Source organism: Methylomonas paludis (assembly GCF_018734325.1).
Classification (GTDB): domain Bacteria; phylum Pseudomonadota; class Gammaproteobacteria; order Methylococcales; family Methylomonadaceae; genus Methylomonas; species Methylomonas paludis.
Window position 1 is genome coordinate 1,021,524 of sequence record NZ_CP073754.1, and the last position, 18,325, is coordinate 1,039,848.

Consider the following 18,325-nt stretch of genomic DNA (forward strand, 5'->3'; position numbering starts at 1 on the left):
GTGCTCTTGGATGAAGGCCATCCTGCGAATTCCTCGATTCCACTGTGTTGCATCGAGGCTACGGGGTGCTTGAAATTGACATGTAGCTTTGATGCAGCGATGCGGAATCGAGGGGATGGGCTTAGTTTGCGCGCACCTCAAACTCTATTTTCCAGTGTTGCTGATTGTGTTTGGATACTGCTCGCAGTTCCAGGGTGCCGACTTCGGTGATGGCGGCAGACAGGTGTACTGGTACCACTTCGCCGGGGGGATAACCGGCTTCGGGTAAAGTGATTTCGATCTCATCCAGTTCTTCCAACTCCTCATCCTGCCAGTAATCCAGGCGGTCGCCGGCTTGATCTTCGCGGCGGGTTTTGGAGGCAAAGAAACGGAAGCGGACCGGTTCACCGATAATCAAGCCAAATTCATCATTGGGCAGGGAGATTTCACTGCCTTCTTCCATGCCAAATGGGGCCAGACATAAGGCTTCGATTTCCGGCGGTAAACCGGGTACGGCGGGCCGGGCGCTTTCTACGCCGACATAATAGGCCGCTGCTGTACCGCCTTTGATGCGTACTCCTTTACCCTGGCGGACATAGCCGTAATAAGCCGCGCCGCGTGCCACGGCCAAATCAAGGTCTGCGCCTTGCAGCAGCCGGGCTGGTGGAGCTTGCTCGGCATCCAGCCATAGATTCAGGGTTTCCAGCAGGCGTTCGGCCAGCACCTCGGCTTTTAGTACCCCGCCGTTGAATAACACGCCGGTTGGATGCAAAAATCCGGCGTGGCCAGGCAGATTAATATCTGCAAAGTCATGTACCGCATGCAGTTGTTTGCTTAAAAAAGCCGCCAGATGTTTGGTGATGGCGGCATCCTGAGCATAAGGTAAACCCGCGCTGCGCAAGCCGCTACGTGGACTGCTGTGCGGTTTGGTGTGGATATCCACTACCGGCAAAAAGCCTTCCACCAGCACCTGGTGTAATTCGGCCCGGCTTAATTCGCTGCGCAAAGTGCCGCCGATCAGTGCCGAACCGCGTCCTGCCAAAGCAATCGGCATGGCCGCCAGTTCCGGCTGGTTGAACAGGGTTTCCTTGGCTTCCCGGCAAGCATGGGTTAATGCCTGTAATTGCCAAGGCTCCAGACGTTTGCCGGTGTCTTTTTCCAGTTTGGCTTTAACGGTATAAGCCAGTGCCAAATCCATATTGTCGCCGCCCAGCAGAATATGGTCGCCCACCGCTACCCTGGTCAATTGCAGATTGCCCTGATCAGCCGTCACCGCAATCAGCGACAAGTCGGTGGTACCGCCGCCGATATCCACCACCAGGATCACATCACCCACTTGCACCTGATTGCGCCAGTCGTCTGCGCTTTTTTCTATCCAGCTGTACAAAGCGGCCTGCGGCTCTTCCAGCAGAACAGCCTGAGTCAGGCCGACACTGCGGGCGGCTTCGATGGTCAAATCCCGTGCTGCCGGGTCAAACGAAGCCGGGACGGTAATGGTCAGTTCCTGAGCTTGCAGCGGCTGGTCTGGAAATTGGTGATTCCAGGCTGCCGTTAAATGCTGTAAGTAGGCAGTGCTGGCCAGAAACGGTGACACTCTGGGGACATCCGCCGGGGCATCGGCCGGCAGGATAGGCTGTTTGCAGTCCACGCCGGTGTGACACAACCAGCTTTTCGCACTGGCCACCAGCCGCACCGGGGTTTTGCTGCCCAGATTCCGGGCGATTTCGCCCACCAGATGCTCAGGCTGGCTGGTCCAGGGCAGCGCCGCAGCGCCTTCGGCAATTTCTGCACCATGCGCCAGGTAGATAAAGGACGCCAGTTGTGATTTTTCTTCAATCAGGCCGGGCGCCGTCAATTGCGGGATGGCAAATACGTTCAGCTGTACCGGCTGATCCTGATCGCTGTGCAAATCCAGATAAGACAAAACGCAATGGGTGGTACCTAAATCAATGCCGACCGAATAACGTGAGCCCTGGCTCATAGTTCCACCTCGGCGGCAGCGATAATATGGGCATTGTGATTTTCGGTGAGCTTGGGCAAACGCACCTCGGTTACTTGCCAGCCTTTGTGTACCAGCACGCCGTTAAATGGCGCCACACCGCTGATATTACCGGTCAGGCGGAACAGGTTGGCATCAAAACCGGGGTTGAGGGTGATACGGTTGCCTTCCAGTTCCTGACTGACCGGGCTTAAGCTAAAATGCTCATTAATGGCTTTGGCACAACCCTGATGCACGATACGCGCCGCTGCACCGATATCGGTGTCGCTGTAAGCGTTCATGTTTTCCTGAATAAAATCAATAAAACGGGCTTCCTGCTGTAACAGGCTGAGCAGTTGCAGGGCGGCATCGCTGCTGGCTTCTTTTAAAATCACCGGCTCCGGTGCCGGTAATTGCACCCGTTTTTCGACTTCCACAATTTTTTCCACTATTCTGATTTCCGGCTCCGGCGCCACGATGACGGCAGGCTGGGGTTTTTTGCGGAACAGGGCGCTGAGCAGCACAATCAGCAAAATCAATAACAATACGGCCACGGTGGCGGCCAGACTGACATGCCACAAATCCAGGGTTGTGGGCTGTAAAGACAAATCAATGGTAAAAGTATTCATATATTATTAAATCAAGGTTGGCCGGCTTTTTTGGCGGCTTCTTTATACATCAGTTCCTGTAAAACGCTGCGGGTGACTTGGATACGCAGTTTTTTCAGATGCCGGTCGGCAATCACGCCCGGTACTTCCACATCGGTATAGACTTTACGGATATCGCCCAGTACCGGTTCGCATTGTCTGATCACGGCATCGGTGGCATTCCGGCTTTCCAGTTGGGCAAACTCCGGTTTGCTCATGGCATCCACCACGCATTTTTTATAAGTGTATTGGGCTTGTTGAATTTTTTTGATAGTTTCGTCCGATAAGGTGGTTTCATGCCATTCTTCTTCTTTTTTAGCTTCTTCGGCATAAGTCCAGTTTGAGGACAGCAGTAACAGGGCAGTTAATATCGCTTTCATGGTGTTGTTCCAGTGTCTGGGTATCATTATAATTAGGGAGATTTTACGCGAAGCCGGTGGAAATGAACAAGCCGGTATCTATTTGTCAGGTTTTTGGGGAGTGCCAAGTCAGTGCCTATGCAAGTGCCGGTTTTGACCGGGCTGATACTGTTGGCCGCCTGCGGCTGTACCGACCTGAAACAATCCGCTTACGCCACTGTGCAAAATTTGCAACAACAGCAATGCCAGCGTGCCATGCAAGATGATTGTGTCAACAAACAAAGCTACAGCCATTATTTGCGCGACCGGGCCGCAGCCACACAATAAGCTCAACTCAGCGGCGGCGTGCCGCAGGACAGGGTATACACGGCAAAGCCGGATTTATCCGGATCGCTGCTGCGTGCCGAGCCGTGATTTTTCCAGTTGGCGCGGATGTAGTGATCCAGTTGCGCTTCCAGGGTGTTCTGTATCACCTGCCAGGCTGTGTAACTCTTGTTAACGGCAAACCGGGCGGTAATTTCGGTTATCTCAAAACCCAGGTCGGTCTGGCGAAAGCCGGTGGTGACGATATTGCCGTTAACGGTTTGAGTTGGACCGGTGTTTTTAGCACCTATGGCCTGATCCTGAGCCTCCAGCAGATTGTCGTACATGCCGCGCGGCATCAGAATTTTCATGATGATCGGAAAAGTATCCACCAGAATAAACAGGATCAGATAGGCCAGAAACGTGGCGGCGGTTAGCCAATCGCCATCGCTGCAGGCTTTTTTGAACAAATCGAACACAATTTTGGTTTCTTCGCGGGGATTGGAAGCCAGAATATCTTTGCCGGCCAGTTCATATTCGGCTTCGGCCTGTTTCTTTCGATCGTGGTAGGCCGGGCTGGTTTTGAGTTCGGCCAGTATGTTTTCCCTGGCACTGGTTTTTTCATACAAGCTGTGTAACTGGTTTTCCAGCAGCTGTTTATGCAATTTGGCATTTTCCAGACGCTCGTTGGCGGCATCTTCACGCAGTTTGGCGGCATTGAATTTTGCGCCTATGCCTTTCTGGCAAGCCGGGCCGCCGTTGATTTCGCAAGAGGCGTCAGCAATGGCAGCCTGGCGGTCGGCGGCGTAGACTTTAATGTTGTCGCCGGCGGCATCCAGCTCGGCTTTCAGGCGCTCATAAGCTTTGCGGTCGGCATGATCGGCGCTGAGCAAATCTTCGGCTTCCGGCAAACCGAACAACTGCTGCTGTTGGCTGCTGAGTTTATTGCCTAGCTCATCCAACTGGATTTTACGGTTATTATTAATCACCGCCTGCACATCGGAGTGGTATAAAGTCGGCAAAAACGAGGCATCAAAAATCAGCGCAAACAGCAGGGCAATAAAAAACCGCCAGCCGAACTGGACAATTTTGACCTGCCACTGGCCGCTGACCCGATAGGACACCAGTAAAATCCGGTCTATGGCCATGATGAATAAAGTCCATACCAACGACAGGCCGATAATCATGCTGTGGCTGGCCAGGGTTTCGCTGGTGAAATGCTGTTCGGCCAGATGCAGGCAGGCAAAAAAGCCCATCAGCATCGGCATTAACATGGATATGCCCAGTGCCTGATATTTTTTGATTTCCGATTCCGGGCAATGCTCCAGCAATTCCACGCTGGTGCCGGATAACCAGTACCAGGCCTTGTCCCGGCCTGGGATGCCGGGCTTAGTCGTGGAACGACTCACCACTTTTTTTTTTATTTCTACATAGTCCTGATCGGTGAGTAATAATTTATCCAGACTTTCCTGAAACTGGCGGGCAAAGTTTTGCTGGAAATTGTGCTGCACCCGTTGTTCAACCTGGCTGTCCAGTTCTTCTGCCACCAACTTGCGTTCCACCTGCTGCTGGACAATATTGCTTAGCGCCACGGTATTGGCGGCCTCAATTTTTTGCAGTTGTTCCGCCACCACCGGCTCGGTTTGTAGACTGACTTCTTCGCGTATAAAGGTGTGCAGTTCAGTCTGGATGGCCGGTTTGATATGCTGCACGGCTTTTTCGGCTTCGATGCCGATCAGGCTTTCCTGTTCCTTAACCCGGATCGCCAGTTTGTGATCCAGTTGGTTGAGCAGATATTTACTGAGTTGATCGGCGGATTTAATGCGGGTTTCTAACTGCCCCACCCGATTTTCCAGGGTTTCGGCAGGTGGGGTAGCAGGTTCCGGGGCTTTTTCCAACGCGGCCGGCGGGCTGCTGCTGAGCGGTTCTGCTGCCGGTTCCGGCGGCAGCTCCGGCAATGGGGCGGGAATGTTGGCCGGGCCGGGGTGGCTGCCGACCATATTAAAAAACCGGTCAAAAAAACTTTTGCGTAAACCCTTATCCGGGATTTCCACTATCGGCGGCGCAGTAAGCGGCAGCGCCGGGTTAAAAGTCCAGCCGCAATTGGCTTCACAGCGATCATCAATAGTAGGCGCGCCACAATCTGGACAGGTGTTGGGAATAATCAGACTGCTCATAATTGATATAGCTCCTGTTTCAAACTGGATAATTGCGCCAGGGCCTGCTGTTGGGCCTGAATGGCCGCCATCAGGTTTTGATATTCATCGTTATAACTATTGCCTGGTTCGTCTATGGTGTTGCGGATGCGGTTTTTCAGGCCCACCGTCAATTCATTGGCATCGCCCAGTTGCAGGCTGAAAATGTCTTTGAGTTTGGGGATGACATAGCGTTGAAAATGGTATTTGATGGTTTGTTGCACCCGTTCGCGGATTTTTTCCTGATTACGGCTGAAAAAACCATCGATTTCGGCAATGATTTTGTCGATATTTTCCAGATTGGCGGCATCCAGCTTGTTTTCGATATCCCGATGCCAGACCCGCCAGGTAATCAGATTTTCCAGAATGCCGTAGATACGCATCACAATATATTCCGGATTAAGTACCGCATCCACCCGTTTATCCAGGCTGTCAAACCAGAATTGCCGGAACGGCTGTTGCAGTTCAAACTTCAGCCGGTCCAGTTTTTCATGGGTGCGAGCGGTTTTTTCCATCGCCTCTATCATGCGTCTGTCCAGTTGTACCGCTTCAAACACCTCGGTGACAAATTTGGAAATCTGCGGCACGGCGATGCCGCCTTTGCCCAGGCCGGGGATGATTTGCCGGGCCAGACCCTGCTCAGGATCGAGCAGCAGTTTGCGGATATCAGTTAATAAATCTTTTTGCACGCCTTCATGCCATACTTGCGGTGCGGCATCGGTTAAATCGTTTTCAAAGCGCTGCAGAATGCCGGTGATGTCCTGTTTAAACTGGACTAAAATGGTATCCACATAATCTTCACGCTGATTATGCAGATATTTTTCCTGTTCGGCCGGATCCAGGCTTAGTTCGGCGTTTTCGTGCAAATGGCTGTTCAGCACCACAATGGCCTTAATCAAAGCGGTGCGGGCATTGTCGTTGAGTTCCGCTGCGGCAGTCTGATTAATAAATTTAATCAGATTAGCCTTAAAGCGCTTAAATTCACTCAGCTCGGCATGCTGCTCAATCAAGCCATGCGGGTCGGCGAAAATGCTGTCCAGATCGGCATAAACCAGCAAATGATCCACATCACGCTGCAAGCCGGTATCGGTGGTGATTTCCTGATTTAATATCTGGAAATTTAAGGCCGAGACCTTATAAATCCGGTGATTGGCAAACTCATAACCGGCGGTTTTGATGGCGGCGTTTAAGTCGGCCTCGGCTTGGGCCTGCAGACCGGTATCGACTTTATCCCATTGGTTAATCAACACAAAGCAGCGCTTAAACAATTCCGGATTGTCATGCTGAATCTGCTGAAAAAAACTTTGCAGCAGCGGCGATTGCAAATCGGCATCGGCAGCGTTTAGACACAACACCCAGGCCTTGGCTTCGGCGCGGATAAATTCGTGGCTGGCGGCGTGTTGTTCCGGCGTGGCGGTGTCGATGGCCGGAAAATCCACCAGGGCAAATTTGTCTGGAAAAGCGGTGTCCTGCAAGCGAATTTCCAGGCAGGTGATGGTGTCGGCGGGGGCGGCCGGGTCGGGCTGGCCTTGCAGATAGGCGCGGGCCTGACCCAGATCGGCCAGATAGCGGCTGGGGTGGTTTCTATAAATCACTTGGGCCAGATCGCGTTTGCCCTGACGGATAATACAGGCAAAATCCGGACGAGGGCTAACACCGGTAGGCAGCAGTTTTTTTTCCAGCAGGGCATTAATAATGGTGGACTTGCCGCGGCCACTCAGGCCGGTAAAAGCAATCGGAAATTCTTCGTGCTGGAGCTGTTCGGCAAATTTGCGGCATAAGCCCAGTTCTTCTTCCAGAAACTGAGCGGGTAGAAAAGCGGCAATCCCGGCGTGTATATCCAGAAAGCGCTGCAGCAGCTGAGTTAAATGGTCTGCTTCTGATGACTGGTGCATGGACAAGTCCTGAAAATTAGCTAGCAATGATTAATGCATCGGAAGAACAGTGTGGCTAATCAGCAAACGGCTTAGGCTAAAGCCGGGCGGCGCGGCTTAAGCAAAACCCGCGCTAATCATTTTTGGCGATTATTATTCTTATTCTTCTGCCTAAAGGCCGCCTCTCTGGCCGGAGAAGGTCGAGCCGGTCGTACCGCCCGGTTTAGTTTAAAAGCGTAAGCAATTAATTTTCTTGATTAAATGGCGCGGTGCGAAGCCATAACTATATAACCCAGTGCGGAAAAGGTCAATTAAATCGCTATTCCCCGGCCTAATGCTTGTTTCTGGCCGCCAGACGCGGCAGATCGGCGGGGATGAATAAAGCCGGGTCTACGGTTTCCTGATTTAGATAGACTATCCAGTGCAAATGCGGGCCGGTGACCCGGCCAGTGGCGCCCACGCTGCCCAACCGGTCGCCGGGCTGGACATGCTGGCCGCGCTGCACATCAATCTGGGTCATGTGCAGGTAAACACTGAGCAAGCCCTGGCCGTGATCGACAAACACGGTATTGCCGTTAAAGAAAAAGTTGCCGGTGGCCAGCACCGTGCCGGCAGCCGGGGCCAGGATGGCGGTGCCGGGTGGGGCGGCTATGTCCAGGCCGTTATGCGGCTGGCGCGGCACATTATTAAAAAAGCGTTTCAGGCCAAACAGGCTGCTGAGCCGGCCATCTACCGGGGCATGAAAATGGGTATCGACCGGCTGCTCTGTCCAGGTGGCTTTGACACCGGCCATCAGCTGTTTCTCGGCGTCAATGCGTTTTAAATCCTCCGGGGTCATTTCATCGACCATGCGTTTATTGCTGATGGTCAGGCGCTGTTCCGGATAATGCTTGTCCAGCACCAGAAATTCTGCCGTTTGGCTGGCGCTGCCCTGCTGGATGCTGATCTGATGCATACCCGGTGCGGCAGATAGCGGGATGCCCACCAGCGCTCGCCACTGGCCGTTATCCTGGCTCACCAGCACCCGCTGGTTTTGGTAAAACACTTTGGGGGCAGGGCTGTGGGCATTGCCTACCGCAATGCTGGCGATGCCGCCCGGCACCAGCAGGCTTTGCGGCAAAGCTGCCGCCAGGGTGGGCAGGGCCAGCAAACTGCCGAATAAAATGGTTTTAATCATGAATAATTTCCTTAACCTGACTGATAACACTGCCCTGGGCAAAGCGGTTGAGTAATAAATCGTTTAACTGCAGCTGCTGTACGGATTTAACCAGTTGCTGGTTGTCTTGGCGTTGCACGATGCTGTAGCCGCGCTCCAGAGTCGCCAAAGGGCTGACCACATGCAGGGTCTGGCTGATTGCCGCCTGCCGGTCGCGGAGTTTTTGTAATTTGTTGAGCATGGCGCGGTGCAGGCGCTGCTGTAAATACTGTAATTGCTGCTGATGGCGGCCAATTTGGGCGTCCGGCTGCACCTGACGCAGTTTGTGGCGGCCTATCGCCAGTTGCTGGGCCAGATCGTGCAGTTTGCGCTGCATGGCCTGATTGATGCGCTGTTCCAGTTCGTCCAGGCGCTGGGCATTGCGTTGCAGTTTCTGGCCGGGATGCTGTTGTTGCAGGGCTTTGCTCAGCCAGCTCAGGGTTTGTTGGCGCTGCTGCACATGGCGCAGCATCAATTGCTGCAACTGCTGTTCATAGGCCAGAAAGGCATTAAACCATTCGCTTTGATGCGGCACGGCATGTTCGGCGGCGGCGGATGGGGTGGCGGCGCGGATATCGGCGACAAAATCGGCAATGGTGAAGTCTACTTCATGGCCCACCGCAGAAATCACCGGTATCTGGCTGGCGGCGATGGCTCTGGCGACTATTTCTTCATTGAATGCCCACAAATCTTCCAGCGAACCACCGCCCCGGCCCAGGATGATTACATCCACCTGATCCTGCTGATTGGCGGTCGTCAGGGCTTGGACGATTTCAAATTTGGCCGATTCGCCTTGCACAGCAACCGGATAAATCAATACCGGGATGGCTGGAAAGCGGCGCTTTAATACGGTCAGAATGTCATGAATGGCCGCGCCGCTGGGCGAGGTAATTACGCCGATTTGGCGCGGCAGCAAGGGCAGGGGCTGTTTGCGGGCTTCATCAAACAGGCCTTCCTGGGATAATTTAAGTTTAAGCCGTTCATAAGCCAGCCGCAAAGCCCCATCCCCGGCGGCCTGCATGTCTTCCACCACCAATTGATAATCGCCGCGCGGCTCGTATAAACTGACCTGGGCGCTAAGCAGCACTTGTGCGCCGTTAGCCGGTTTAAAGCGCAGGCGCAGCTGCTGGCCCTTAAACATGGCGCAGCGAATCTGGGCCTGGGCGTCTTTTAAGGTGAAATAAATATGCCCGGAACTGGGCATACTCAAATTGGAAATCTCTCCGGTTACCTGTACCGTCAAAAAATGACTGGCCAGCAGCCGCTTGGTTTCACGGTTAAGTTGGGAAACGCTGTAAACGGTTTCTGGCATGGTTTGGGTTTAATGCGGTTGGGGTGTGGGGATATTATACAGGGGATTGGGGGGATGGCGGTTGCCGTGGGTTTGAAGTGTTCTGAAAGCTGGTTGATGGGTTATGATTAAGCAAAATATTAATTTGTGATCAGTATTGCTTAAATTTATGGTTATTTTGGGTTTGGTAGAGATTTAGTATAAAAAGCGCCGAGGTTGACGTAGCCTCGATGCAGCGAAGCGGAATCGAGGGATAGGCTTTGAATTTTGCCTCTGTACACGACAAAACGCGCCACTTAAATTCTGAGGGTTATTTTCCCAGACCGACTTCGGTCATAATCGATCATAGTCGGCGGACATAAAAACAAAATCCAGAATCGAAGCATCTCATCAGCCGATTTAACCGTTTTCAACAAAAAGTTATTCAGCTCGTCTAGCCCATAACGAAACAAGCTACATTCCGGGCGACCGTGTTGTTTGATGGTTAACGGCTTAACGGCTCGATGTTTCCATTCCCCGACTTTATGGGCCCAGCAAAAAGCAATGGCTTGGAGCGCCATGACTTTCTTAATCCGATAATACCGGGTCAGCCGGGTATCTTCTAAATGGAAGCCGCGCCCTTTCAAGCATTGGAACAGGTTTTCAATTTGCCAGCGCTGGCCGTAAACTTGAATCGCCTGAGCCAAGCGCCGGTTACTGGCCAACACTAATAGCTCGTTGGTCTCTAATTTTAAGGCGTTCAACCAAACCCACTGATCGCCAATGCGCTGTCTTTTCCTCAGTACGCGCTGCTCGCCCACCTTTAAATCCCGGAATAGGGCTTGAACGGGCTTTCCGGCGTGGCGGCGATTGGTCAGTAACTGATTGTCTTTCATCCGAATCAAATACGGAATGGTATGGTCTGTTAACCATTGCCACCACTGATCGCCAATAAACTCCCGGTCAGCCAATACGCCTTGAATGCCATGCCGACCAAACTGCCGGATGAAGCGTTGCAATAAGGCGATTCGTTCACGCTGATTGGAGTTACCCTGCTTATTCAACACCAACCAGTACACCGGCACCGCCATGCCTTTATAAGCAATCGCCAGGGTGAGGATATTCAGATTGGCCTTTCCCCATTTCCAGTTAGTGCGATCCAGAGTCAAATAATACGACTGGCCCTTAAAATCAAACAACTGCATGATCAGATGCGCCACGGCGTCATAATCAAAAACAACGGTTTGAAAAAAACGCTGAAGCCGCCTGTACCGGGACTTTAAGGTCGCCTGTCCACCAAAATTCACCGCTAATTGCGTTAAATTCATGTGCCTGGATTGGATTAACGCCAGTAACAGACCGATAAAACAATCTAAACGGCGCTTGCTCCAAGACACATGGTCTTTTAAAATCGCTCTAAGCCCATCGTTTAAGTCCATGTTCACCCCCTTTTTTAGTCATTAGAGAGTGAAACAGATTTGCGATGGGCTTTCAAGTCATAAGCTTAGATCATCTTCTTTAGCCGGTTTTTAGGTTTTGTCGTGTACAGAGGAATTTTGCGATGACTTTGCGATTATTAAGCTGTTTTTTGCTTTGAGGCTTATTAAATAGTTACTGTGTGTAAAGGTTGCTGGTAAATCACCGAAGCTGAAACCGGGCTTCCTGCCAGAGGACGCCGTGAATACATCCCTGTAGGCTTGCTGCCAGCATCCCTGCTGGCAACACCTCTGCCAGAAAGCCCGGTTTCAGCTTCTGGGCAGGGGCGCGAATTTGTGCTGATTTATTGTAATTTCTTTATTGATAGCCAAAATTGATCAAAAGATTTATTGAATAATGGCTGATAAAAATTGGCCATAAGTGGACTTACTCCATTTATGTGCCACTATTTATGCCATTTACGGTAAGGCCCACGCCAGAAAAATAGCCCAAGTAGCTGGAGTATTTCCTAAACCGTAGGGTTTAGTGGTAAGTAGCCGGGAGTGATTTGGCAAAAATAAATACCTGCGTCCCTCATGGCATCAAAGAAATAGGACAGCATTTTGGGTTACACTAGTTACAAGTTAACCGGATTGTGAAAAATAATAAGTAAAAGGCGAGGCCTTAAATCTGATTGGAGATTTACCATGCATATTGAAGCTGAATTAGACCCTGTTCACGCTCAGCGATTCCTGGAGTTACAGCAGCGCTTTAATAAAAGTCCTGCAGAAATTATTGCTGATTTGATAGATACCAATTGGCGGCAAAATATTGAAACCAAACTAAATGATGAGACTTCTTTAATTTATCAAGCTTTCGACACAGCCGGTCTGATCGGATGTATCTCAACTGGTGAACAGCTTTCAACCAGTTATAAAGAAAAAATGGATTTTTCAAATAAAATTTCTTAAACAAAGACATGATCATTGCAGATACAGGATTTTGGGTTGGATTGTTCGACAGTAGCGATTCAAATCATAATATCTGTAAGCATTTTCTTGTTCAATGCAACGAAACTTTAGTTACCACAACACCTGTGTTGACAGAAACTGTGCATTTGCTTAATCAGCGTCGTTATCAAAAAGTTGCTTTGAATTTCCTTGAACTACTGATTCAGTTACAAGAAAAACAGCTTTTTTTATTGTTTGAAGTTGGCGCTGCCCAGTTACCTAGGCAATTGGAACTGATGCGTCAATATGAAAAACTACCAATGGATTTTGCTGATGCATCATTGGTCGTACTTGCAGAACATTTAGGACATGGTCGAATTTTGTCTACTGACAAGCGTGATTTTGCAGCATATCGCTGGAAAAATCGCCAACCGTTTCAAAACCTTTTAGAGAATTTCGACAAAAGTTAGTGAATCTCTGAAAAACTGACATTTTCAGCATCAGCCACTTGAAAAGTTGATCAAAGATTTGAATATTTGGCCATTTTTGTATAAAAACAGCCGGATTTACTCCAAAATAAGCCCGTTTCTGGGCCTATTTTCAAATTTCAGACGCAATCAGGCGTCGACGTTCGTAAGCATCCCCGCGTATGACATTGGCAATCGCTGCCAGGAAGGTCAATCGGGCAGCGTTTTTGGCTAAACCGCGATAGCGATTTTTGGCGTAACCAAAGCGGATTTTAATATCCCGAAATACGTGTTCGACCTTGGCTCGGCGGCTGGCCAGTTCGCGAGCTGCCTTGCGCATGCGTTGGGCCTCATCGCTATCGTCTTGCGTTAACTTGGCCAGTTTGCCCGGACGCATCGCAATCACGCATGTCGGCGGGTTTTCGCTTGGCATCTCGGGGCGTTTATCCAACCCTTGATAACCCGCATCGCCGTGTACAAACTGCTCTTCGCCATGCAGCAAGGCGGCGGCTTCGGCAATATCGCTGACATGTCCAGAGGTGACTTTGAGGGTATGCACCAAGCCGGTTTCGTGATCAACACCGATATGAAATTTGCTGCCGAAAAACCATTGATTGCCCTTTTTACTGGCATGCATTTCCGGGTCACGCGTTTTGCTTTGATTTTTGGTCGAGGTCGGGGCGGCAATCAGGCTGGCATCGACGATGGTTCCCGCTTTTAAAAACAAACCACGCTCACCTAGCGTTTGGTTGATGACCTTGAAAATTTGCTCGGTTAAGCCGTGTGCTTCGAGTAAATGTCGAAACTGCAGAATGGTGCTTTCATCTGGAATGTTTGCTAGGCGGATACCGCAAAATCGGCGCAGGGATTCAATCTCATACAGCGCATCTTCCAGGCCTGGATCGGAATAGTTGTAAACAATCTGCGCCACATGCGCACGCAGCATGGATTCCAGAGGAAAGGCTCCGACCGCGACCCTTGCCGAGCGCGTAATACGGGGCAATCACCGCCATCATGGACTGCCAGGGTAATAATCCGTTGAGTTGATCGAGAAACTTTTCGCGACGGGTGACTTTACCCTGAATCCGTGACTTCAGTTGTTGCGATGAACTTCATCTGTGTTCATTTAAAAAATAGCCGTCAATTTGTTCAATTTCCAGAGGGAAAATAGTTTGGCCATTCCATTCGTGGGTATTTTCCGGCAATTATTGGCTGAATATGCGCCATTTATTTTCTGTTGGCAAGTCTCCGCCCGCGGCGGCAGGTGTCGCCGGTATTAACTGGGTGGAGTTGGATTAGCTGGCGGCTAATTTAGCATAGGTAGTCGCCGTGTTAAATCTTTGGAAAAGGGTTTCAAGGGTTTTGAAAATATAGTAATGTGAGACCTGACAGTATTCTTATTTAATAATAAAATCATAAAAGTTGAGGGTGCTATGTACAAAAATAATAAATTGTCAGTTCTTGTTGCTTTATTGTTGTTTTTCGGAATGGGCTGTAGTTCTCCTTTTCAACGAGAGTACAAAAATTTTGGTAGTGCTAGTTTAAAGCATCCAAATGAAACAACTCAAATAGCATTAAGTGATGTAAAGCTTGATAGCTATCAAATTGCGACTATCCAAACGGCAGTGGACGAATGTGCAAGAGCCATAAAAAGGGATTCGGTAATTGGCAGTGCTCTTCTTGATGGAGAAGGCATTCTACAAGCAGCGACTGCTGTTATTACGTTTCCGGAAAGTACGGTAGTATCGATACTCAGTGCCTTTGCAAAACCATTTGGTGGTGCAACCAGCACACCTCCACCGCCGTCTCTTACTAATGACGAGGTTACAGAGTTGTGGACAGCTGGTAAAGCTTTTGTGGCAAATAACGCGCCAATTGAAAGGAATGTCCGTTATTATTCTGGTTTGTATAATGCTGTAGGATCTGTTTGTCCCTATAATGGACAACTAATTGGTGGATTTAAGTTTGAAAAAAGTAAACAAGAAATTTATTCACCTAAATCAAATGAATAGTAAATCCTAAAATTTGCGTTTAAATCAACAATAAAATGAATTTCTATTGTTTTTTAAAAACGATTTCTGCTTTCTTGGGAGATGGGGTTTATTGGTAGTGATTTGACAAAATGACTTGGAGGTAGCATATCGTATTTTTAAAGCAATCTGCTGCGATGATCCTCGATTCCACTTCGTTTCATCGAGGCTACGCTGTCTAATTTTATAGTTACCAGCGCCGTTAAAACAGAATTATTTGACCATTACAGTCTTTGAAGGTCTCAGATTAAGCCTGTCACTTCCAGCCTTGCAACCACTGCTCTGATTTTTTCAGTTCCCGCCAGGGTAGGATGAAACTGCGATGGGAGTGTACGGCTTCAAGCTCAATCAGTTCAAGCGGCATGTTTGGCAATTCTGGTTCAAGCAGCTTGATTACGATGAAATGCTTTTCCTTGTTTTGCGGATTGACAGCAGTCCATTTGGATTGCAGCAGTTTTTGGGGATTAAGCTGGCGAGTTGATTTTATTGGCATATCCACTGGGTGTTGGGCAGGGCAAAGTATTAAGACGGGTTTTGATCTACACTAAGCTACAGCAGTTTTACAGGAAAAGGCTTCTTGTCAACTTTCATGTTCATCTATTACCTGGAACAAGTTTATGTCTCTAAGTCAGCAAATTACCGGCATCTCCCATATCGGCATCCGTGTTCATTCTTTGGATCGTGCTCGGGCATTTTATGAGCTACTGGGCTTTAATTTCGTGATGGGCCCTATAGGCCCAGAGCCTGTGGCTGTTATGTCGCATCCCGCCGGTATTGAAGTCAATTTTATCCTCAATGCAGCGGAGACTTCCGCTGAAAACGTTTTAATGGATATTGAGGCAAAGCATGCTGGTTATACGCACATGGCCTTATCAGTTCAAAATATTTCTGATGTCCAATTAGCGTTGGAAAAAGCCGGAGTGCTTATTACTGGCGGCCCCATTACCTTTCCTGGTGGCTCGGTTTCAATTTTTGTCAGGGACCCGGATCGCAATGTTATTGAGTTTAACCAGCGGGCGTGAAAGTGATTGATTGAGGAGAGGCAATTCGTCGAAGTATATGCTGGGTATCGCGTTGCTCTACCCAGCCTACGGTGCTATTACCTTTCCGGGTGGCTCGGTTTCAATTTTTGTCAGGGACCCGGATCGCAATGTTATTGAGTTTAACCAGCGGGCGTGAAAGTGATTGATTGAGGAGAGGCAATTCGTCGAAGTATATGCTGGGTATCGCGTTGCTCTACCCAGCCTACGGTGCTATTACCTTTCCTGGTGGCTCGGTTTCAATTTTTGTATTGAGTTTCGTCGAAGTATACCAGGGTATCGCGTTGCTCTACCAGCCTACGGTGCTATTACCTTTCCGGGTGGCTCGGTTTCAATTTTTGTCAGGGACCCGGATCGCAATGTTATTGAGTTTAACCAGCGGGCGTGAAAGTGATTGAGGAATTCGTCGAAGTATATGCTGGGTATCGCGTTGCTCTACCCAGCCTACGGTGCTATTACCTTTCCTGGTGGCTCGGTTTCAATTTTTGTCAGGGACCCGGATCGCAATGTTATTGAGTTTAACCAGCGGGCGTGAAAGTGATTGATTGAGGAGAGGCAATTCGTCGAAGTATATGCTGGGTATCGCGTTGCTCTACCCAGCCTACGGTGCTATTACCTTTCCTGGTGGCTCGGTTTCAATTTTTGTCAGGGACCCGGATCGCAATGTTATTGAGTTTAACCAGCGGGCGTGAAAGTGATTGATTGAGGAGAGGCAATTCGTCGAAGTATATGCTGGGTATCGCGTTGCTCTACCCAGCCTACGGTGCTATTACCTTTCCGGGTGGCTCGGTTTCAATTTTTGTCAGGGACCCGGATCGCAATGTTATTGAGTTTAACCAGCGGGCGTGAAAGTGATTGATTGAGGAGAGGCAATTCGTCGAAGTATATGCTGGGTATCGCGTTGCTCTACCCAGCCTACGGTGAGTTTCAATTTTTGTCAACCGGATCGCAATGTTATTGAGTTTAACCAGCGGGCGTGAAAGTGATTGATTGAGGAGAGGCAATTCGTCGAAGTATATGCTGGGTATCGCGTTGCTCTACCCAGCCTACGGTGCTGAAAAGGTAATAATGTGAGACCTGACCCCTTTCTTCTTCAGGCAATATCATACTTTTTGCGCTTTCGCCAAAATGTGGCTCGGCTCATGCCCAGGCTTTGTGCGGCGGCCTCCAGGTCGCCGTTGGTTGCGGTTAGTGCGGCTTTGATTTGTTCGGCTTCATTGCTGTGGTTGCGGCGGCTGTTTGGGCCGGGGGTTGTGCTTGTTGGTGGGGCAGGGGCTTCGCGGAATTCCGGGGGTAGTTCGTCCAGGCGTAATTCGTGGCCGCGGCCTACGGCGAATGCGTATTCCACGACATTGATCAATTCCCGTACATTGCCGGGCCAGGCATAATCCAGCAGGCAGCGGATGGCGTCCGGGGCGATGCTGGTGATGTGGCGTATGCCTTGAATATTGCGTTGATTGATGCTGTGCCAGAGCAGCAGGTTCACATCCAGGCGCCGTTCCCTTAGCGGCGGCAAAAAGATCGGTACTACCCGCAACCGGTACATTAAATCCTCTCTAAAGCGTCCGGCTTTGACTTCTTCGCGCAACGAGCGATGGGTGGCGGCGATGATGCGCACATCCACGTTAATCACTTCATCTCCGCCTACCGGGAGAAAACTTTGTTCCTGTAATACCCGCAGCAATTTGGCTTGCAGTTCCAGCGGCAGTTCCGCTACTTCGTCCAGAAACAGGGTGCCGCCGTTGGCGCGTTGAAATAGGCCGGCGTGGCTGCGGATTGCGCCGGTGAATGCGCCTTTTACATGGCCGAATAATTCGGTTTCCAGCAGGCTGGGGCTTAGCGCGGCGCAATTGACGGCCAGAAACAGCCGGTCGCAGCGGGCGCTTTCCAGATGCAGGGCGTGGGCGACCAGTTCTTTGCCGGTGCCGGATTCGCCGCGTATCAGCACGGTGGCTTCGGTTTCGGAGACGTTGCGGATGATTTTGATGGCTTCCAGCATTAACGGGTCTTGGGTGAGGATGCCGTGAAAGCTGGCGGAGTCATCTACTTTGTTGCTGATGGATTGCGGTTGCATGAACTCCAATGCACCGGCAAATTGGCCGGTTGCGTCAAAAAATGCTCGGGCGGTGCGGTAACAGCTGATGGTGTTGCTGCCGTGTTTGGCTTTGATGTGCACTAACTGGGCTTTAATCTGGCCTTGTTCGGCCAAACCGCAGGGGTCGTGGCCTTCGGCACAGTCCAGTGCCGCGTTGCAGGGCTGATTTAATACCGCTTCAGCCGGCAGGCCAAACAGTTTTTCCGCGCCTTTACTCCAGAACAGGATTTTGCCGTGTTGGTCGACGGCAAATACCGCACCGGCGTCCAGCAGATCGGTTAATACGGCGATAACGTGATCCGGGCCGAATTGGCTTAGCCAGCGGTTGAAGAAGGGGGAGGATTGGCTCATGGGTTTGCCTTTTGGTTAGGGTTGCGCTGCAAATTCCTCGATTCCACTGCGTTGCAGCGAGGCCACGGGGCCTGCCTGTTTGTTGCAGTGTTTCATCTGCGTTTCAAGTGTTACGTTAATGTATCACTGTTTCATTATGAAACGCAATTTTATGATTAGTAAATCTCATCAAGGCA

At 50.3% G+C, this 18,325-nt stretch carries 15 protein-coding genes and 1 pseudogene; 5 read left to right on the forward strand and 11 right to left on the reverse strand.

The window, feature by feature from the left end:
* Positions 1-121 precede the first annotated feature (121 nt).
* The 3 genes from KEF85_RS04715 to KEF85_RS04725 are packed head-to-tail and all read right to left on the reverse strand — an operon-like array spanning position 122 to position 2,984.
* On the reverse strand, positions 122-1,960 hold the full coding sequence (locus tag KEF85_RS04715) for an Hsp70 family protein (RefSeq protein WP_215583561.1): 1,839 nt from the start codon (positions 1,958-1,960) through the stop codon (positions 122-124).
* Complete coding sequence (locus KEF85_RS04720) at positions 1,957-2,586, reverse strand: DUF2760 domain-containing protein (protein WP_215583562.1); 630 nt, start codon at positions 2,584-2,586, stop codon at positions 1,957-1,959. The genes KEF85_RS04715 and KEF85_RS04720 overlap by 4 nt, the downstream gene beginning before the upstream one ends.
* A gap of 11 nt (positions 2,587-2,597) precedes the next feature.
* Positions 2,598-2,984: a hypothetical protein gene (locus KEF85_RS04725; protein ID WP_215583563.1), complete on the reverse strand. Its 387-nt coding sequence runs from the start codon at positions 2,982-2,984 to the stop codon at positions 2,598-2,600.
* A gap of 117 nt (positions 2,985-3,101) precedes the next feature.
* Here KEF85_RS04725 and KEF85_RS04730 point away from each other — a divergent pair, with 117 nt between their 5' ends.
* Positions 3,102-3,290 carry a hypothetical protein gene (locus KEF85_RS04730; RefSeq protein WP_215583564.1) on the forward strand — a complete coding sequence of 63 codons (189 nt, stop codon included), beginning with the start codon at positions 3,102-3,104 and terminating at the stop codon, positions 3,288-3,290.
* Between the two features lie 2 nt (positions 3,291-3,292).
* Here the strand turns inward: KEF85_RS04730 and KEF85_RS04735 are convergent, their stop codons facing one another.
* The 5 genes from KEF85_RS04735 to KEF85_RS04755 all read right to left on the reverse strand — a co-directional run bounded on the left by KEF85_RS04735 (position 3,293) and on the right by KEF85_RS04755 (position 11,239).
* Positions 3,293-5,443 (reverse strand): DUF4407 domain-containing protein, encoded by a 2,151-nt coding sequence (locus tag KEF85_RS04735; protein ID WP_215583565.1) that lies wholly within the window; start codon positions 5,441-5,443, stop codon positions 3,293-3,295.
* Complete coding sequence (locus KEF85_RS04740) at positions 5,440-7,356, reverse strand: dynamin family protein (protein ID WP_215583566.1); 1,917 nt, start codon at positions 7,354-7,356, stop codon at positions 5,440-5,442. The genes KEF85_RS04735 and KEF85_RS04740 overlap by 4 nt, the downstream gene beginning before the upstream one ends.
* A 310-nt stretch (positions 7,357-7,666) precedes the next feature.
* A complete protein-coding gene (locus KEF85_RS04745) occupies positions 7,667-8,512 on the reverse strand; it encodes a peptidoglycan DD-metalloendopeptidase family protein (protein WP_215583567.1) in 846 nt (281 codons plus the stop codon).
* Entirely contained in the window at positions 8,505-9,842 is a 1,338-nt protein-coding gene (gene xseA, locus KEF85_RS04750) for an exodeoxyribonuclease VII large subunit (RefSeq protein WP_215583568.1), read from the reverse strand. The genes KEF85_RS04745 and xseA overlap by 8 nt, the downstream gene beginning before the upstream one ends.
* A 275-nt stretch (positions 9,843-10,117) precedes the next feature.
* Positions 10,118-11,239, reverse strand: a complete 1,122-nt coding sequence (locus tag KEF85_RS04755; RefSeq protein ID WP_215579373.1) for an IS4 family transposase — start codon at positions 11,237-11,239, stop codon at positions 10,118-10,120.
* Between the two features lie 684 nt (positions 11,240-11,923).
* Here KEF85_RS04755 and KEF85_RS04760 point away from each other — a divergent pair.
* Together KEF85_RS04760 and KEF85_RS04765 are read left to right on the forward strand one after the other, a co-directional pair.
* Positions 11,924-12,187, forward strand: a complete 264-nt coding sequence (locus KEF85_RS04760) for a hypothetical protein (RefSeq protein ID WP_215583569.1) — start codon at positions 11,924-11,926, stop codon at positions 12,185-12,187.
* 8 nt (positions 12,188-12,195) lie between these two features.
* Positions 12,196-12,636: a type II toxin-antitoxin system VapC family toxin gene (locus KEF85_RS04765; protein ID WP_215583570.1), complete on the forward strand. Its 441-nt coding sequence runs from the start codon at positions 12,196-12,198 to the stop codon at positions 12,634-12,636.
* Positions 12,637-12,766: 130 nt separating this feature from the next.
* Here the strand turns inward: KEF85_RS04765 and KEF85_RS04770 are convergent.
* Positions 12,767-13,730 (reverse strand): annotated as a pseudogene (locus KEF85_RS04770) (IS5 family transposase).
* Positions 13,731-14,066: 336 nt separating this feature from the next.
* Here KEF85_RS04770 and KEF85_RS04775 point away from each other — a divergent pair.
* Positions 14,067-14,645, forward strand: coding sequence for a hypothetical protein (locus tag KEF85_RS04775; RefSeq protein ID WP_215583571.1), 579 nt, complete (start codon positions 14,067-14,069; stop codon positions 14,643-14,645).
* Positions 14,646-14,919: 274 nt separating this feature from the next.
* Here KEF85_RS04775 and KEF85_RS04780 read toward each other — a convergent pair whose 3' ends face one another.
* Positions 14,920-15,156 (reverse strand): TIGR02450 family Trp-rich protein, encoded by a 237-nt coding sequence (locus tag KEF85_RS04780; protein ID WP_215583572.1) that lies wholly within the window; start codon positions 15,154-15,156, stop codon positions 14,920-14,922.
* Between the two features lie 124 nt (positions 15,157-15,280).
* Between KEF85_RS04780 and KEF85_RS04785 the strand changes: the two genes are divergently transcribed.
* Positions 15,281-15,685, forward strand: coding sequence for a VOC family protein (locus KEF85_RS04785; RefSeq protein WP_215583573.1), 405 nt, complete (start codon positions 15,281-15,283; stop codon positions 15,683-15,685).
* 1,111 nt (positions 15,686-16,796) lie between these two features.
* Here KEF85_RS04785 and KEF85_RS04790 read toward each other — a convergent pair.
* Complete coding sequence (locus tag KEF85_RS04790) at positions 16,797-18,149, reverse strand: sigma-54 interaction domain-containing protein (RefSeq protein WP_215583574.1); 1,353 nt, start codon at positions 18,147-18,149, stop codon at positions 16,797-16,799.
* Between the last annotated feature and the right edge of the window lie 176 nt (positions 18,150-18,325).

Excerpts from the sequence above, each read along its gene's own strand:
- KEF85_RS04720 (WP_215583562.1), bottom strand. The coding sequence starts at position 2,586 with ATGAATACTTTTACCATTGATTTGTCTTTACAGCCCACAACCCTGGAT.
- KEF85_RS04780 (WP_215583572.1), bottom strand. The coding sequence starts at position 15,156 with ATGCCAATAAAATCAACTCGCCAGCTTAATCCCCAAAAACTGCTGCAA.
- KEF85_RS04745 (WP_215583567.1), bottom strand. The coding sequence starts at position 8,512 with ATGATTAAAACCATTTTATTCGGCAGTTTGCTGGCCCTGCCCACCCTG.
- KEF85_RS04715 (WP_215583561.1), bottom strand. The coding sequence starts at position 1,960 with ATGAGCCAGGGCTCACGTTATTCGGTCGGCATTGATTTAGGTACCACC.
- KEF85_RS04790 (WP_215583574.1), bottom strand. The coding sequence starts at position 18,149 with ATGAGCCAATCCTCCCCCTTCTTCAACCGCTGGCTAAGCCAATTCGGC.
- KEF85_RS04740 (WP_215583566.1), bottom strand. The coding sequence starts at position 7,356 with ATGCACCAGTCATCAGAAGCAGACCATTTAACTCAGCTGCTGCAGCGC.
- KEF85_RS04735 (WP_215583565.1), bottom strand. The coding sequence starts at position 5,443 with ATGAGCAGTCTGATTATTCCCAACACCTGTCCAGATTGTGGCGCGCCT.
- KEF85_RS04755 (WP_215579373.1), bottom strand. The coding sequence starts at position 11,239 with ATGGACTTAAACGATGGGCTTAGAGCGATTTTAAAAGACCATGTGTCT.
- KEF85_RS04765 (WP_215583570.1), top strand. The coding sequence starts at position 12,196 with ATGATCATTGCAGATACAGGATTTTGGGTTGGATTGTTCGACAGTAGC.
- KEF85_RS04730 (WP_215583564.1), top strand. The coding sequence starts at position 3,102 with ATGCAAGTGCCGGTTTTGACCGGGCTGATACTGTTGGCCGCCTGCGGC.
- KEF85_RS04725 (WP_215583563.1), bottom strand. The coding sequence starts at position 2,984 with ATGAAAGCGATATTAACTGCCCTGTTACTGCTGTCCTCAAACTGGACT.
- KEF85_RS04760 (WP_215583569.1), top strand. The coding sequence starts at position 11,924 with ATGCATATTGAAGCTGAATTAGACCCTGTTCACGCTCAGCGATTCCTG.
- xseA (WP_215583568.1), bottom strand. The coding sequence starts at position 9,842 with ATGCCAGAAACCGTTTACAGCGTTTCCCAACTTAACCGTGAAACCAAG.
- KEF85_RS04775 (WP_215583571.1), top strand. The coding sequence starts at position 14,067 with ATGTACAAAAATAATAAATTGTCAGTTCTTGTTGCTTTATTGTTGTTT.
- KEF85_RS04785 (WP_215583573.1), top strand. The coding sequence starts at position 15,281 with ATGTCTCTAAGTCAGCAAATTACCGGCATCTCCCATATCGGCATCCGT.